The sequence below is a fragment of the Pedobacter sp. GW460-11-11-14-TSB4 genome (genome assembly GCF_059423705.1).
On record NZ_JBWKYI010000028.1, the window covers coordinates 57,861 to 75,091 of the forward strand.

The following is a 17,231-nucleotide window of genomic DNA, read 5'->3' on the forward strand; positions in this document are numbered from 1 at the left end:
TTGATTCTTTTTTAATTATAGGCCAATGTTAATACCAAATGAAATTACACGTGGTTGTGGTGCAGAATAAAAGTCTACACCCTGATTAATATTTGTCGATTGATAATCGGCATTTACCTCTGGATCCCACCCTTTGTAACCTGTAATTGTCGCTAAATTTTGTGCTGTAGCATATAATCTTAATTTGCTCAATTTAATTTTTGTTAATACCGAAGCCGGGAAGGTATAACCAAGGGTTAATGTTTTTAAGCGGACGTATGAACCATCAGAAAGGTATCTGGTGGAGTTTCCAATGCCGTTACCTGCAAATAAGCGAGGCTCGGGAACAAGTGTTACATCACCTGGTTTATCCCAATAATTCATTTGATCAGCCGTTTGGTTATCATAACCGTTTGATGCATTTGCACTCATGTACTGGCCACCTGCATTGAAAATTTTATTGCCTTTTACACCCTGGAAAAATATACCTAAATCAAAATTCTTGTACGAAAAAGTATTGTTTAAGCCGAATGTATATTTAGGGTTGGGGTTGCCTGCAAATATTCTTTGTGCTTGATTAATATCTGTAGTGGTTGATCTGTTTACATTGCCCGAAGCATCAGTAGTGTTGAGGTAATAAAGCGCATCTCCATTTGCAGAATTTACACCTGCGTATTCCGGTATGTAAAATACTCCGATTGGTTGACCTGAAATGGCCGCATTTATTTCATTACTGTTTAAAATCTGCCCACCTAAATTGGTAATCTTGTTGTTGTTAATGGCGCCTGTTATGGCAGTTGACCATTTGAAGGCACCTACAAAATTTTCGGTGTTAATGCCCAATTCAAAACCTGTATTTTTTAAGGAGCCTAAATTTTGAGTTTTGGTAGAGAAACCCGTTGTTTGCGGAATAGGTACATCCAACAATAAATCGGTTGTGTTTTTTTGATAGAAATCAAAAACGCCTGTAATTCTATTCTTTAAGATCCCAAAGTCGAAGCCAATATCAAGTTGTTTGGTTTTTTCCCAGGTTAAATCGGGATTGGCAATCCGCGAAGGTATTTGTCCGGGTAAACCTCCGTATGCGCCTGTTCCGCTAAATAAACCACGGGCAGAATAATTGCCGATTTCGGCATTACCTGTTAAACCATAACTCACTCTAAATTTTAATAAACTGATGGTTTCGCTTTGTTTTAAGAAATCTTCTTCAGAAGCAATCCAGGCCAATGAACCTGCAGGGAAATATCCGTACCTATTATTAGTTCCAAAACGGGATGAACCATCAGCCCTTACGCTAAAGCCAAGTAAATAACGTTCGTTATATTTGTAATTAGCCCTAAAGAAATACGATAAAAAGCTAAATGCACCTTCGTTGCTGGTTGCGATCACCTTGGTTGCAGCAGATCCCAATTTAATGTAAGAATCGCTTGGGAAATCCTGCCCTTCAATGGTGCTGTATTTGGTGGTTGATTTTTGATAACTCGTACCCAAAACAAAATCAAAAGCACTTTTTCCGATTGATGCATTATAACTGAAAAAGTTATTGGTATTGGCATTAATTACAAAAGTTGAAATATTTTGCCCATATCCATTTGAGGTACCAGTGTTTCTAAAGGTTAATGATCCATAATAACTTTCTTCGTTTTGATTTAAGTTATCGATAGAGAAATCAGTACTAAACTTTAGTCCTTTGGCAATGTTGATGTTCGCAAAAGCTTTACCAATGGTTCTGTATACGGTTGCTTTGTAAAAAGCATTGTCGACACTGATAAATGGATTATAATAGACCGGATAATTTGAAGCTGCTCCTGGTAAGGTTCCGCTAATTAAACCCGATCGGGGATCGATAAACGGTGTGATCGGTGAGAGTGCAACAGATTGTAACGGACTTGAAAAAGCATTATCATTTGATAACCTGTTATTAATGCTATTTGAGAAATTAAGGTTAACGCCAACTTCTAAAAAGTCAGTTACTTTATTGGTCAGGTTTAATCTGCCGCTATAACGTTTGTAGCTGTTCCCAATCACAATTCCGTTTTGATCTAGCGCCTGGCCACCGATATAAAATTTTGTCTTTTCATTTCCGCCTGTTAAATTCAGATCGTATTGCTGGGTAACCGGATTGTCTTGAAAAGATGCAGCTTCCCAATTGGTATTGACCTTGTAAGTCTGATAATCGTTATTGCCTGCCGAATAACGGTTTAAACGTGCTTCAACACTTGCACTGTAATCGTCAAGTGCTTCTTGTAATGTTGCATAATCTCCGTTAAGGAAATCCTGATTTGCTGCACCCTGGCCTGCTCTGCGTTCTATTTTAACATATTGTTCAGCAGTTAGAAATTCTCTGTGATTGGAAGGTGTACTGATGCCGCCCAGTGCATTAAACTGGATAAGCGTTTTGCCCACCTTACCTTGTTTCGTGGTAATCAAAACAACTCCGTTTGAAGCTCTTGCACCATAAATTGCAGAAGCAGAGGCATCTTTTAATACTTCAATAGATTCAATATCATTGGTGTTTAAATCTGCCAAGGCACTGGTTGGCGCCGTGGTGCTGGAAAAATCACCTGAAGTAATCGGGATTCCATCAACAATATAGAGTGGTTCACTTCCAGCCGTTACCGATGCAGCCCCCCTTACTCTAACCGTTATGCCTTGCCCCAGTTTTCCATTTTGTGCGGCAATCTGTACACCAGCTGCCTTTCCCTGAAGGGCCTGCTCGAAGCTTGTTACGGGCAGGTTCTCCAGGTCTTTCGATTTAACAGAAGCTACAGAACCTGTTACATCCCGTTTATTCTGAGTACCATAACCCACCACAACCACATCAGATAAGGTATTATTTTCCTCTTCCAGATTTACATTGACCGTTTGTCCGCTAATGGGTACTTCTTTGGTCTTAAAACCGATGAAGCTAAAAACGATTGTTTTGGCATCTTCCGAAACTGTTAATTTAAAAGCTCCCGTGGCATCGCTCTGCGTACCGGTTGATGGTGAGCCTTTTACAAATACGCTAACCCCAGGAATGGGTCCTGAGGCCGACGTTACTTTCCCGCTAATTACCTTGCCTTGTGCGAAAGCAAATGAAATTACACCGAGAGATAAAATCATACATAAGAGTAGTTTTTTCATCAAATTGTTAGTTTAGTTAATAATGTTTATTCATTCATAGAAATGATACTCTTAATGTAACTAAAAATATGTAAAAAACCATGTGTGTCAGGACAAAATCAGCCCATTGTTTGGTTTAATATGCTTAAATCAAAACAAATAGTGGCGAAAACTGTTATTAGATTTAGAAATTACATTGTTTAAATCAAAAAAAATACGAGCATGGATAAGTTAGAATTAAAAGGAAAGTGGAATGAAATAAAAGGAAAGGTTAAACAAGCTTATGCTGATTTAACTGACGATGATTTAAAACACGAAGAAGGTCAGGACGATGAATTGTTGGGGAAACTGCAACAAAAGACAGGAAAAGGAAGAGATGAACTTGTGAAATGGATAAACTCCTTATAATATCAATTCAATAGCGGAACAGGCGGTCAAATTTTGGTCGCCTGTTTGCTTTAAAAACATTTTTATGGCCGATATAGCCCAGCGGTTTCCTCAAAATCCAATATTATCTCCAAAAGATCTCGTACCCAGCAGGGAAGGTCTGGAGATTGTATGTCTGCTCAATCCCGGCGTTTTTACATTTGAAGGGAAAATATGGCTGCTGATCCGTGTTGCCGAAAGACCAAAACAAAAGGAGGGTATAATCTCTTTTCCGGTATTGAAAGCAGGTGGTATAGAAATTATAGCTATTGAAGAAAATGATCCGGAACTCAATGCCAGGGATCCAAGGGTAATTAATTACAAAGGTGCTGATTACTTAACCACGCTTTCTCATTTAAGATTGGTTTGCAGCGATGATGGTATTCATTTTTATCAGCCAGCGGGTTACCCTTTACTGCAGGGAGAGGGGGAGGATGAAACATTTGGAATTGAGGATTGCCGTGTATCCTTAATTGGCGATACTTATTATTTAACTTTTACCGCTGTTTCGGAGCATGGAGTAGGTGTGGGGATGCGTAGCACGAAAGATTGGAAAACTTTCCAAAATCACGGCATGATTATCCCACCACATAATAAAGACTGCGCCATATTTGAAGAACGCATTAACGGTAAATTTTATGCTTTACACCGCCCCAGCAGTGTAGCTTTGGGTGGTAATTATATCTGGCTGGCCGAATCTCCCGATGGCGTGTATTGGGGCAAACACAAATGTATTATCAAAACCAGAGCTAACCTGTGGGATAATGCCCGCGTGGGCGCAGGTGCCGCACCCATAAAAACCACAGCAGGGTGGCTCGAAATATATCATGGTGCTAACGAAAAACATCAGTATTGTTTAGGTGCATTTTTAATGGCGCTCGACGATCCATCTGAAGTACTGGCCAGAACCGAAGAACCGATTATGGTGCCAACTGCCAATTATGAATTACATGGTTTCTTTGGTGAGGTGGTATTTACAAACGGGCATATCGTTAACGGAGATGAATTAACGATTTATTATGGTGCCGCTGATGAGTTTGTTTGCGGGGCTAAATTTTCGGTGAAGGATATTTTGGATGCACTGGTTTTTTACCGCTAAGGCACGAATACACAACTTGTTTTTCTGGATCACACAACCAATGAACCAGTGAACCAATAACGAATGAACTTTTTAGCCACGGAAGCACGGATTAACACGGAAGATGTTACTGCTTTTGACCACCAAGACACGAAGACACAATTTGTTTTTTTTGCATCATGTAACCAATGAACTAGTGAACCAATGACTAATGAGCTTTTTAGCCACGGAGGCACGGATTAACACGAAAGATGTTACTGCTTTTGACCACCAAGACACGAAGACACAATTTGTTTTTGCATCATGCAACCAATGAACTAGTGAACCAATGACTAATGAACTTTTTAGCCACGGAAGCACAGATTAACACGGAAGATGTTACTGCTTTTGACCACCAAGACACGAAATACAATTTTTTTTTTTTCATCATGCAACCAATGAACTAGTGAACCAATGACTAATGAACTTTTTAGCCACCGAGGCACGGATTAACAGGGATTTTTTTGCATCATGCAACCAATGAACTAGTAAACCAATGACTAATGAACTATCGAACTAAACAAAAAAGCGATCCCCGTTTCCGGGAATCGCTGGTCATTTTGATATTGAAGCATCAGGTTCTACCTTAAACCTTCCGCCTTCCTACCCTCTACCTTTTTAATATCCAAAAATCTGCTCCAGACTTAATTTAGTTACCGGACCGAATTTTGCTAAATCAGCCATGTTGATTTTCTTTTCGGAAGCCACAATACAGTAACTGTAAGGTTTGCCCGAAAGATTAGTCTGGTGGAATGATTTTACATCATTAAAAGTTAATGGTTTTAAATTCGCATATTCATCAACTCTCGAGTCGTGATCAAAACCTAATTTTTTATCTGCCAAATAGGTATAGATAATTCCATCTTTGGTAATACGGCTGGTTTCCATACCGTTTAATGAATTTGTTTTAGATAGTGCAAATGACTTATCCGACTCAGGTAAAGTGGTTAATAACTCATTCATACCTGCAACTGCTTCGTTCATTTTGTCGGCTTGCGTACCTACATAAGCGATAATGGTATTCTCTTTCTCTTTAGTGTTAGGAGAAGAATATACCGCGAAAGTAGAATAAGCCAGTGCTTTAGATTCGCGAATGGTTTGGAATACCACAGAACCCATACCGCCTCCAAAATAGTTGTTAAATAAGGCAATTTTTGCAGCATTGGCTGGATCGTAAAGGCCGGCATTACGTACCCAACGGATTTCGGCCTGTACCATATCGTAATCGGCAAAGTAAACTTTGTTCGAATCGGTTTTGGTGTACACAAACTTCTTAATTGGCGCAGCATCATTAAATTCTTTTGCCAATGGATGTGCTTTTACAATATCAGCAGAGAAGGCTGTTAAAGTTTTAGGCCCATAGTAAGTAATGGTGTGTTTGTAATTGGTCAGGTTGTGTAAGATGTAGATCAAATCTGCAGATTTCATATTTTTGATCTCATCGTTAGTTAATCCATAATTGAAAGGATTATCTGCGCCATATTGTGCATAACTCATTAAGCCGCCAAGAATTGACGATTTATTCAGTTTTGCGTTATCTCTCGATTTTAACAAACGACCTTTTAAATCTTCCAAGGCTTTTTCGTTTGGTTTGCAGTGAGCCAGTACATCTTCTACCAGGGCTACTGCTTTATCAAAATTTTCTTGTAAACCGCTAATTGAAACGGTAGTTACATCGGTGCCAACATTTATGCTATAGCTACAGGCAATGTTGTAAAATGCTTTACTAATATCCTCAGCCGAATATTTATCGGTACTTAAGAAAGCTAAATATTGAGCAGCATAAGGCAATAACTTATAGTTGTAAGAACCCATATCAAAACGGTAACTCATACGGAAAATTCCGTTTTCGGTGTTTTGAACGGCAATTACATCAGCAATACCTGCTTTACCAAAATTAAGGTCTTTGGTATAATCTAAAAATTTAGGTGCTATAGGTTTTACCGGAGCAGCTATAATATTTTTGGTGAATGGAGAAACCTCATTAACATTAGTTTTTACCGCGGTAATGGCTGGTTTTTCTACTTTAATAATGCTCTTGTCTTCGCCTTTATGTTTTAAGATAGAAACATAATTATTGATGAAAAACTTGTTGGCAAAGTCTACAATTTCCTTTTTGGTTACTTTGGCCATTGCATCGGTTGAGGCCAGGGTTTTATCCCATTCGGTACCGCGATTTTGGATAAAGGCGTTCATGGCGAAATCTGCACGAACATCATTATTGTCGAAGCTTTGAAGTTCGGCCAGTTTAATGTTAGAAACTGTTGCTTTAATCAGGCTTTCGTCGAACTCACCTTTTTTAAGCAATTCTACCTGCTCCAATAATAATTTTTGGGCATCTTCTAAACTTTGTCCGGCTTTAGGTGAGCCTGATAAAATGAAAATTCCGTAATCTTTCATCGAGTTATAACCAGCACTGGCCCTCAACATTTTTTGTTGTTTATTGATGTTGATATCCATTAAACCCGCTTTACCGTTTGCCAAAATGCTACCGATTAAATCTAGTAATAAACTTTGGTGGGTATTTTGGGCGAAACCCCTGTAAGCAACATATAAGTTTTCAGCACTTGGACCGTAAATGTCAACCGTTTGAACCTGTGTTAATGGTTTTTCTGGTGCCGGATTGTAAAGTGAAAATGGTTTTGGAACCATGTAGGCAAAATCTTTGTCGATTTTTTTTATTAAATCATCATAATTAATATCGCCACTCATAATTAAGGCCATATTATTAGGCACATAATATTTGTTGTAATATTTTCTGATTTCGATTAACGACGGATTTTTTAAATGCTCGATCGTACCAATGGTGGTTTGTTGTCCGTAGTTATGTGTTGGAAACAAAGCATACAACATTTTCTCGTACATTTTACGGCCATCGTTGTCCATACCAATGTTTTTCTCTTCATAAACCGCTTCTAACTCGGTATGGAAGATGCGGAAAACAGGGGCACGGAAACGTTCTGCCTGTACAGCCAAAAATTTATCAATGGCATTTGATGGCAGGTCTTCTTCATAAACCGTTTCTTCTACCGAAGTGTGGGCGTTGGTAGAATTACTTCCGATCGATTTCATCATTTTATCGTACTCATTTGCGATAGAATAACTAGAAGCTTCGCCCGAAGTTTTATCAATTTCCTTATAAATCTCTTTACGTTTAGCCGGATCGGTAGTTTTGTTGTAGGTTTCGTAAAGGGCTTCAATCTTATCTAAAAGTGGTTTTTCTTTGGCATAATTCAGCGTTCCGAATTTATCCGTTCCTTTAAACAGAAGGTGCTCTAAGTAATGTGCCAAACCGGTATTGGTACGCGGATCGGTATTACTGCCCGCTCTTACCGCCATTTTGTAGGTAATATTAGGCTCTTTGTTATTTTGAGATAAAATTACTGTCAAACCGTTTTTTAAAGTATAAAAACGTGTTTTGGTCGGATCGTTGGTTACATACTTGTAGGCAAAGCCACCAGATGTTCCTGTTTTCCATTGGTAGGTTGTTTGCGCCTTCGCTAAAGAACCCGTAATTAGAAAACAAGCCAAAGTAAATAGTTTGAATTTCATTGAATTGGTTTTGGTTTATGATCATGAATGCGTACCTGTTGGTTTAAGTGTGATCTCAAATACAGCCTTCATTTTTAATAAGTTATTTATTCAAATATATATGCTTTCTTGCAGGGAATGAAATAATTTTGATTTCAAAACTAAAAATCTAGGAATAAATGATTTTTGCATATAAACCATGCTTTATTGTGCCTTGAATTTATAATCTGTATTTTTACCGGCATGACAAAGCAGGGCACAAAACCAAATATTTTAGTTGTAAATGATGATGGCATTACAGCTACAGGCATTAAAAATTTAATGGAGGTAATGCAGGAGCTGGGCAATGTGGTGGTGGTTGCACCAGATAGCCCGCAAAGCGGAATGGGACATGCCATTACCATAGGTAAACCAATCCGTTTTGATAAGGTTGATCTTTATGCAGGTGTAGAAATGTATAAATGCAGCGGAACCCCGGTTGATTGCGTTAAAATTGCTGTAAATAAAATTTTTAAAGGTAAAAAACCTGATTTGTGCGTGTCGGGTATTAATCACGGACTAAATAACTCGATTAATGTACTCTATTCAGGTACCATGTCGGCCGCAGTAGAAGGCGCCATAGAAAAAATTCCATCTATTGGTTTCTCTTTAGACGATTTTGCAGCCGATGCCGATTTTAGTCATACCAAAAAATACATTAAAAACATTTGTGAGCAGGTTTTAGCCAATGGTTTACCTGAGGGAACCCTTTTAAATGTTAATTTCCCGAAGGGCGATCAGCTGAAAGGCGTTAAGGTTTGCCGCCAGGCTAATGCCAAGTGGATGGAAGAATTTGATGAAAGGACAGATCCTTACAAACGTCCTTACTATTGGTTAACGGGTGTTTTCGAAAATTTCGATAAAGGAGAAGATACCGATGTTTGGGCTTTGGAACACCATTATGTTTCGATCGTTCCGGTTCAGTTTGACTTAACCGCGCATCACGCTATACAAACCTTAAACAGCTGGGATTTTATAGGGAACAAGGATTCGAAGCCTGCTGGTGCTAAAATTTCAGCGCCCGATGGCATTAATTTAGGTTAAGCAATACCCTTATGATTGATCAGTTAAAAAGATTAAATAATTCGGTATGGATGGGTTTGGGCATTGGTTTACTTGTGCCGGCAATATTTTGTTCTATGGCCTGGTATATCATTCACCATGTGGCTTCGCTTGCTAAAGCAGATCTGTTATACATTGGTGGTATTGCTATAAATGCTTATACCATGCAATACTTTTTTAAATACAATAAAGAAAATATCGGCAGAGGTATATTGGCTGCAACGTTTTTGTGCGCTTTTGTATTTTTTGCTTATAAAGTTTTTTAAAGATGGAAAATGGAACATGTAATAAGGATGACGGGGATTTTACCTGCATCTGCCATTGTCCATCTTCCATTTTACCTCATACATCATCCACAACATGAAATACTACCTCGTAGCCGGAGAAGCCTCAGGCGATTTACATGGCGCCAACTTAATGAAAGCCTTAAAAGCGGAGGATGGCGAAGCTGTGTTCAGGTATTTCGGGGGCGATAAAATGGAAGCCGAAGGTGGAATGCTTGTTAAACACTATGCCGATATGGCTTTTATGGGTTTTACCGAGGTGATCTTAAATTTACGAACCATTTTCAGAAATCTTAAGGCCTGTAAGGATGATATTTTAAAATGGAAGCCTAATGTGCTGATCCTGATTGATTTTCCGGGTTTTAATTTAAAAATTGCGGAGTTTGCAAAAGCCAACGGTATAAAAGTATGTTATTATATTTCGCCTAAAGTTTGGGCCTGGAACCAGAAGCGGGTGCTGAAAATCAAAAAGGTGGTCGATCATATGTTCTGTATATTGCCTTTTGAAGTGGATTTCTACCAAGAGTGGGGCATGAAGGTGGATTATGTTGGTAACCCGCTATTAGACGAAATCGCGCAGTTTACACCAGATCCAGATTTTCGTGAAAACCATCAGTTGGGAGATGGAAAAATTATTGCCTTATTACCCGGTAGTCGGAAACAGGAAATTGAGCGTTTACTGCCGGTGATGTTAAGCATTACGGAAAGTTATCCCGATTTTGTATTTGCCATTGCTGCTGCACCAACCTTTACCGAAAGTTACTATCATCAGTTTACAGGAGACAAAAAAGTTCACCTGCTTTTTAACAATACCTATAATTTGTTGCACCATGCCCATGCTGCAATTGTCGCTTCCGGAACGGCTACCTTAGAAACCGCTTTGTTTAAAGTTCCACAGGTGGTGGTTTATAAGGGCGGGACCATTTCAATTGCCATTGCCAGAATGTTAGTAAAAATTAAATTCATTTCGCTCGTTAACCTGATTGTAAACAAGAAAATTGTAACCGAACTTATCCAGGAAGATTGTAACACCCAAAAAGTAAACGGAGAACTTAAAATGATCCTGGAAGGGGCTGGCCGGAACGAGATGTTAAAACATTACGACGAGCTGCTTTTACTGATGGGGAAACCAGGTGCTTCGGCAAAAACGGCCAGGTTAATTACGACGTATTTACACTAAATAATTCGATAGGGTAAAGTGGTTTAATGATGAACTTACTGTTACATGCAGGATATTAATTTTGATACAAAAAGGTGCCTTATCGGCGTCTTTTGTTGTTTTAAGCTTTCCTGTTTACATTGTGACATCCTTTAACAAGCGTTTCTAAAACGATTAACATAAAAAATGTTAAATTGCGTCTTTATAACGGACAAAAATTTAAAAGCTGCAATTTTTATTTAGCTTTGAATCGATTAACTTAAAAGAATCCAACCAAATGAAATCGCTTTCTATCAAAGATATAGCCGTAAAAGCAAATGTATCCATTACCACAGTTTCGTTCATTATTAACGGTAAAGCAAAAGAGAAATCGATAAGCGAAGCAGTAATAGAGAAGGTGGAGAAAATTATCGAAGAAAGCGGTTATAAGCCTAATCAGATTGCCAGAAGTTTAAGAACCGGTAACTCCAATATCATCGGTTTAATTATCGAAGATATTTCCAATTCATTCTTTTCCAGGATTGCCAGGTTAATCGAAGATAAAGCCTATAAAAAAGGCTATAAAATTATTTATTCCAGTACAGAAAACAGTATCGATAAAGCGAAAGAGCTGATCAACATGTTCAAATCGCGAAAAGTTGATGCCTATATCATCTCTCCAATTAAGGGAATAGAAGAAGATATACAAATGCTGCTGGACGATGGAAATCCGGTAATACTCTTCGACAGGAATTTGCAGGATATTAATACCAGTTATGTTGGAGCAGATCATTTTAATGCCTCATATCAATCCATCCAGAGTTTTATCGATCAGGGTAAAAAGAACATCGCCCTGGTTACCACTGATATCAATGTGCAACAAATTATAGAGCGATACGATGGTTATAAAAAAGCCTTGGAAGATAATGGAATCAAATATGACGACAAGCTGGTTTTAAAGATCCATTTTAATCAGGAAGAAAGCGAAACCATTGCGCAGATTCAAGAGTTACTTCAGCAAAAACAAATAGATGCCGTGCTTTTTGCGACCAATTATCTGGCCATTAGCGGCTTAAAGGCGCTTAAACAAATCAATAAAAAAGTAGGGGATGATTTCGGAGTGATTGCATATGATGATCATGAAGCATTCGAACTGCATACCCCACGTATTTCGGCTATCCAGCAACCCCTGGAGGAAATAGCCGAAACCATCATCAAACTCATTTTAAGCCGGCTTTCTTCAAAAGGTAAACTGCCTGCAGAAGAGGTCATTATCCCCGCCCGCTTAGTCATTAGAGACTAAAAAAAATTGACCTTCGTTCAATTGTAATATTTTTTTTACTTACTAAAACGTTTTATTATAATTTAAAATACCTATAATTGATTTGCTAAAACGTTTTAGCATAACCAAGTCGTTTTTATGAGAATTACAGCATCCCCTTCTGAAATTTAACAGCTCCATGAGACTGCAGAGATAGACTTGATGCTTGAAGTTCGTTTCTGCTATTGCCAATCAAAATTTTAAATCAATAAAGCACTCGAAAATGTCAGGCAAGTAATCCAGTCTGGTCATTTCCATCACAGATAAAATATTACCAGGAAAACAAATAACTAATCATTTATAATTTAACAAAACCGTTAATGAAAATTAATTTACTTAAAATTACGGGGCTGTCTGCTGCAATTGTGTTGCTAAATAGCCCGGCATTTTCAATGAATCCGGAGTGGGAAGGTACAGGGGGAGGCTTGTATGCAAATTCATTTACCGGGTACGTCCAGACGCAAAAAAATGTGGCAGGAACCGTTGTCGATGAAAATGGCCAGCCAGTACCGGGTGTTGGTATTAAGAATATAACTTCGGGCAAAGGCGCTGTAACAGATGTTGCCGGCAAGTTTACTATCGAAGCCAGTACAGGTGATGTGATCAGGATCAGCTATGTAGGCTATTTAACGCAAAACATTACCATAACAAATCAAAACACATTAAACATTAAATTAGTGGTATCTGCTGATACTAAATTGGATGATGTGGTAGTAGTAGGTTATGGCAGCCGTAGTCAAAGAGAGTTAACATCTGCTATCACTAAAGTAGACACCAGCCAATTCAGGCAAAGTGGTGCTAGAAACGCGCTGGATTTATTACAAGGTAAAGTAGCTGGTTTACAAATTACCAGAAGTAGCTCTAACCCCAACACCGGCGTAGCTATTCAGCTTCGTGGTGTTACTTCAATTTCAGGTACAGCGAGCCCGCTTATTGTAATTGATGGAATTCCAGGTGGTAATTTAGATTTATTACAACAAGATGATATCGAATCTTTCACTGTATTAAAAGACGGTTCTGCGGCAGCAATTTACGGTACCAGGGCCAATGCGGGTGTTATTTTGGTTACCACTAAAAAAGGCCGTAAAGGAGCTGCTCAATTCAGTTACAATGGTTACGCAAAACACGAAACATTGTACGAGCGTCCTGATTTCATGAATGCAACTCAATTCAGAGAAAAAATTGCAGCTGGACAATATACAGCTAAAGATTATGGCGGCGACTTTAATTATTTCGACGATCTTATTAATAAAGATAATTTAACGAACTATCAGAATTTATCGGTTTCTGGTGGTAGCGATAAATCAAACTATCGTGGATCATTTACATATAATAAGTTAGATGGTTTTGCAAGAGAAAACAGCAGAGAACAATATCAATTTAGAATGAGCTTAACACAAAAGGGCTTTAAAGATAAAGTTACTGCCATGTTTAATGTTGCTTCGAACATCAATAGGGCCAATTTATTAGGTGGGGGTGGCTGGGAAGCTGTTTTAACCAAAAATCCTACTGAATCGTATTATAATCCTAATGGTTCTTATTTATTTACCAGAAATATTACCAATGAGATTGCTCGTTTAGCACAAGAGACAAGTAAAAGAAATCAGCAAACTTATTCTGTTGATGGTAAAATAGACATAGACATTATGAAAGATCTGAAAGCATCAGCATTTGTTGCTTATCAGAGAAATCAGTTTGTTGATAATCAATATCGTTTACTTGGAAGTCAAAATTCTGTAGAAAATGGTGATGCACCAGGTGGTGGTTATGCTTATAAAGGGACTGAATTAAACGAAAACTTTAACTTTGAGCCAACAATTGAGTACAGTAAAACGATTAAAGATAAACATCGTTTAACTGGTATGATTGGTTATTCTTACCGTTATGAAGTAAACGAATCTTTCAGCGCAAACAACCGCGGCTATACAAACGATATTTTCGAGGAAAACAACTTGGGAAGTGTGCCGGTTGCAGTCAATAGAATCGGTATTGCCAGTAATAAAAACGATAACACTTTAATAGCTTTATTTGGTCGTGTGCACTATACTTTCGATGGTAAAGTTAACTTCGAGGCTGTATTAAGAAGAGAAGGATCATCAAAATTTGGAGCGAACAATAAGTGGGCAAGTTTCCCAGCAGTTTCTGCATCATGGGAAATTACCCGCGAGAAATTTATGGAAAATGCCAAATGGCTTAATTTCTTAAAAATTAGAGCAGGATACGGCGAAACTGGTAACTCTGGCTTTGCAAACTATGCATCTTTAGTAACCTTAAGTACAGGTAATCTCTATCCTTTTCCTGGAGGCCAGTGGCTACAAACTTATGGCCCATCACGTAATCCAAATCCAAATTTAAGATGGGAACGTAAAAAGGAATATAACTTAGGTTTGGACTTTGCCATGTTCAACAACAAATTGAGTGGCTCGGTAGATGTTTTCAAACGTGATATTGAAGATTTACTTTATACTTATACTTCTCCACAACCTCCTTATGTTGCAAGTACTATTTACACTAACGTAGGTACAATTTCTGCAAAAGGTATTGAATTAACGTTGAGTTATGCCGCAATAAAGAATAAAGATTTTTCATGGAATGTTGATTTTGCAGGAAGCACAATTGATAACAAGCTGGTAACTTTTTCAAATGACGAATTCAGAAGAGATATGGAACAATTTGGAGGTATCGGTGGCGCAGGCGATCTCGGTAACGCGTTCCGTACATACGAAGGTCGTAACATTGGCGAATTCTGGGGTAAACGTTTTAACAGCTTCACACCAGATGGTAAATGGTTATTTACTAATCGTGCTGGTCAAGCGGTGCCAAATGCACAAATTAATACGTCTCCTTTCCGTGATCAAACCGATTTGCAGGTTATTGGAAATGCAATTCCTAAATATTACTTGTCACTAGGAAATACTTTTACCTACAAGCAATTTGATTTGAGAATTTTCTTAAGAAGTAAATTAGACTTTGATGTATTAAATACTGTTGCTTTATCTTATGGAAACAAATTCGGAACACAGGGTAACTTATTAAACAGTGCCTTTACTAAATATGCGGAAATCAACGATACGTATATGTATTCTGATTATTATCTGGAAAACGGAAGCTTCTTAAAAGTTGATGAGGTAACTTTAGGTTATACATTCAAATTTAAAGATAAGGCAATCAGAAGCTTACGCTTATATGCCGTTGGTCAAAACCTGGCATTATTAACGGGTTATACAGGTAACGATCCTGATTTGATTCAAGACACGGGCTTGGGGCAAGAAATTAATGGACGCAGTTTAGGTATTGATACCAGAAGTCCTTATCCAACAACCAGAAGTTTTGTGTTCGGTGTTAATTTTGGATTTTAATAATAAGAAAAATGAAAACATATAAAAAAATTATTCTGTCTGTACTCTTAGTTTCACCTGTATTATTTAATGCATGTACTAACTTAGACGAGAAGATATATAGTCAGCTAATCACTGATAATTATTACAATAACAAAAACGAAGTTTTATCTGCGGTATTAAGACCATATACTCATGCAAATGCTTGGGCAACACCATCAGGTCAAGATGGATGGTGGAGACCATCAGAACTTTCTGGCGATCAGTTGGCATGGCCAACAAAAGGAAGACATGGAGAAGATGGTGGTAAATGGAAACGGTTACACTACCATACCTGGTTAAGTGATGACGGGCCATTGAATAACGCTTGGTCTTTAATGTACGGAGGTATTGGATACTGTAACGATCCAATCGAAAACTTAGAAAAGCGTAACTTAGAGCAAATGGGCATAACCCAAATAGAAAAAGACGGTTATATTGCTGAATTAAAGCTTTTAAGAGCATATCACTATCTAAAATTGATGGATCTTTTTGGAAACATTCCGATAGTAACCAAAGTGGGTACTCCTGCAAAACCAGAGACTAGACCGCGTGCTGAAGTTTTTGCTTTTATCGAAAAAGAAATCAAAGATAATATTGATAAGGCACCAAACTTATCAAGAAATATGATTGGCCGAATGACTAAAGCTGGTGGTTATGCTATGTTAGTTGAACTTTACCTAAATGCTGAAATTTGGACAGGAACTGCTCGTTGGGATGATTGTATAGCTGCTGCTGATAAATTAATTAACAATGAAGCTGGTGGACAAAATGGAAATATGGCACTTGATGCAAATATTACCGACCAATTTAAAAGCACAAATGATTTGTCTAAAGAAGTGATTTTTGCTATTGCTTATGAATTTAGAATAGCTAATTCACAGCCATCATGGACAGGTGAATTCTTCCATTTCCAACAAGACAGAATCTATGGTGGTTCTAGAAATGGAAATAATGGAGTGGTAATGGTTCCAGGTAACTACACAAAGTATAATACTGATGATTTGAGAAAAACAACTTGGTTATTACAAGGCCCTCAAGTTAGATTTGACAATGGGCAGCAAGCACTTGCTTCTGGTGGTAATGAGTACGATGGTCAACAAATTAATTTTGTTGATGAAATTCGTCGTGCCAAAGTAGGCTCTACAGTTTCTAACATGAGTGAAGGAGAAGAAAACAGTGGTGTTCGTTTTAATAAATATAAATTAGGAAACAACGTTGCTGGTACAGTAGGTGGCTTGCCTGTTGCAATTGATCTTAACTATAATTGTACAGACTGGAATCTATATCGCTTAACTTGGGTTTATTTTGCAAAAGCCGAAGCATTAATGCGTAAAAATAGTGGTACAGCAAATGCTCAAGCAGTTCAGTTGGTTAACGATTGCAAAAAACGTGCATTTACGTCTGCAACCTGGCCTGCAAATGAATACACAACTGCAACTTTAACACTTGATGAGTTATTGAACGAGAGAGGTAGAGAATTTGTTTTTGAAGGTTTCCGCCGAGATGATTTAATTCGTTTTGGTAAGTTTACTACCGGAAGCTGGTGGGATCATGCACCTTCTGCAACATTTAGGAACTTGTTTCCAATTCCACAAGTTCAACGAACACTTAATGAAAACTTAGCACAAAATCCCGGTTATAATTAATTAGGTAAACATAAAAAGCCGTATCATAATAATTGTGATACGGCTTTTTTGCTCAATAATACAACTATAATTATATGAATTAAACTGATGATAGTTCTAATTTATATCCCCAATTTTTAATTAAAGGAGTTCTTGATCTTTTTTTATTTATTGAAAGTAGTTGTTTTTTATCCATTTTTAAATCAACTCTTTGTAACCTATAT

10 protein-coding genes are annotated in these 17,231 nt (G+C 37.8%); 8 read left to right on the plus strand and 2 right to left on the minus strand.

Going from position 1 to position 17,231, the window contains the following annotated elements; all coding sequences use genetic code 11:
• Positions 1 to 15 precede the first annotated feature (15 nt).
• Positions 16 to 3,105, minus strand: coding sequence for a SusC/RagA family TonB-linked outer membrane protein (locus tag AC07YT_RS20965; protein WP_086547658.1), 3,090 nt, complete (start codon positions 3,103 to 3,105; stop codon positions 16 to 18).
• A gap of 201 nt (positions 3,106 to 3,306) precedes the next feature.
• Here AC07YT_RS20965 and AC07YT_RS20970 point away from each other — a divergent pair, with 201 nt between their 5' ends.
• Both AC07YT_RS20970 and AC07YT_RS20975 read left to right on the plus strand, forming a co-directional pair.
• On the plus strand, positions 3,307 to 3,492 hold the full coding sequence (locus AC07YT_RS20970) for a CsbD family protein (RefSeq protein WP_029276197.1): 186 nt from the start codon (positions 3,307 to 3,309) through the stop codon (positions 3,490 to 3,492).
• A 64-nt stretch (positions 3,493 to 3,556) separates the two neighbouring features.
• Positions 3,557 to 4,609, plus strand: a complete 1,053-nt coding sequence (locus tag AC07YT_RS20975) for a glycoside hydrolase family 130 protein (RefSeq protein ID WP_086547657.1) — start codon at positions 3,557 to 3,559, stop codon at positions 4,607 to 4,609.
• A 636-nt stretch (positions 4,610 to 5,245) separates the two neighbouring features.
• Here AC07YT_RS20975 and AC07YT_RS20980 read toward each other — a convergent pair.
• A complete protein-coding gene (locus AC07YT_RS20980; RefSeq protein ID WP_086547656.1) occupies positions 5,246 to 8,179 on the minus strand; it encodes a M16 family metallopeptidase in 2,934 nt (977 codons plus the stop codon).
• A gap of 222 nt (positions 8,180 to 8,401) precedes the next feature.
• Here AC07YT_RS20980 and surE point away from each other — a divergent pair, with 222 nt between their 5' ends.
• The 6 genes from surE to AC07YT_RS21010 all read left to right on the plus strand — a co-directional run bounded on the left by surE (position 8,402) and on the right by AC07YT_RS21010 (position 17,028).
• On the plus strand, positions 8,402 to 9,241 hold the full coding sequence (surE, locus tag AC07YT_RS20985; RefSeq protein WP_086547655.1) for a 5'/3'-nucleotidase SurE: 840 nt from the start codon (positions 8,402 to 8,404) through the stop codon (positions 9,239 to 9,241).
• Positions 9,242 to 9,252: 11 nt separating this feature from the next.
• Positions 9,253 to 9,525 (plus strand): stationary phase survival protein SurE, encoded by a 273-nt coding sequence (locus AC07YT_RS20990; protein ID WP_086547654.1) that lies wholly within the window; start codon positions 9,253 to 9,255, stop codon positions 9,523 to 9,525.
• Between the two features lie 94 nt (positions 9,526 to 9,619).
• Positions 9,620 to 10,723 carry a lipid-A-disaccharide synthase gene (gene lpxB / locus AC07YT_RS20995; RefSeq protein ID WP_086547653.1) on the plus strand — a complete coding sequence of 368 codons (1,104 nt, stop codon included), beginning with the start codon at positions 9,620 to 9,622 and terminating at the stop codon, positions 10,721 to 10,723.
• Positions 10,724 to 10,979: 256 nt separating this feature from the next.
• The gene (locus AC07YT_RS21000) at positions 10,980 to 11,984 is read left to right on the plus strand and encodes a LacI family DNA-binding transcriptional regulator (RefSeq protein WP_086547652.1); all 1,005 of its coding nucleotides are present in this window, start codon (positions 10,980 to 10,982) and stop codon (positions 11,982 to 11,984) included.
• A 338-nt stretch (positions 11,985 to 12,322) separates the two neighbouring features.
• Positions 12,323 to 15,361, plus strand: a complete 3,039-nt coding sequence (locus tag AC07YT_RS21005; RefSeq protein WP_086547651.1) for a SusC/RagA family TonB-linked outer membrane protein — start codon at positions 12,323 to 12,325, stop codon at positions 15,359 to 15,361.
• A gap of 11 nt (positions 15,362 to 15,372) precedes the next feature.
• Positions 15,373 to 17,028 carry a RagB/SusD family nutrient uptake outer membrane protein gene (locus AC07YT_RS21010; RefSeq protein ID WP_086547650.1) on the plus strand — a complete coding sequence of 552 codons (1,656 nt, stop codon included), beginning with the start codon at positions 15,373 to 15,375 and terminating at the stop codon, positions 17,026 to 17,028.
• The last annotated feature ends 203 nt before the right edge of the window (positions 17,029 to 17,231 follow it).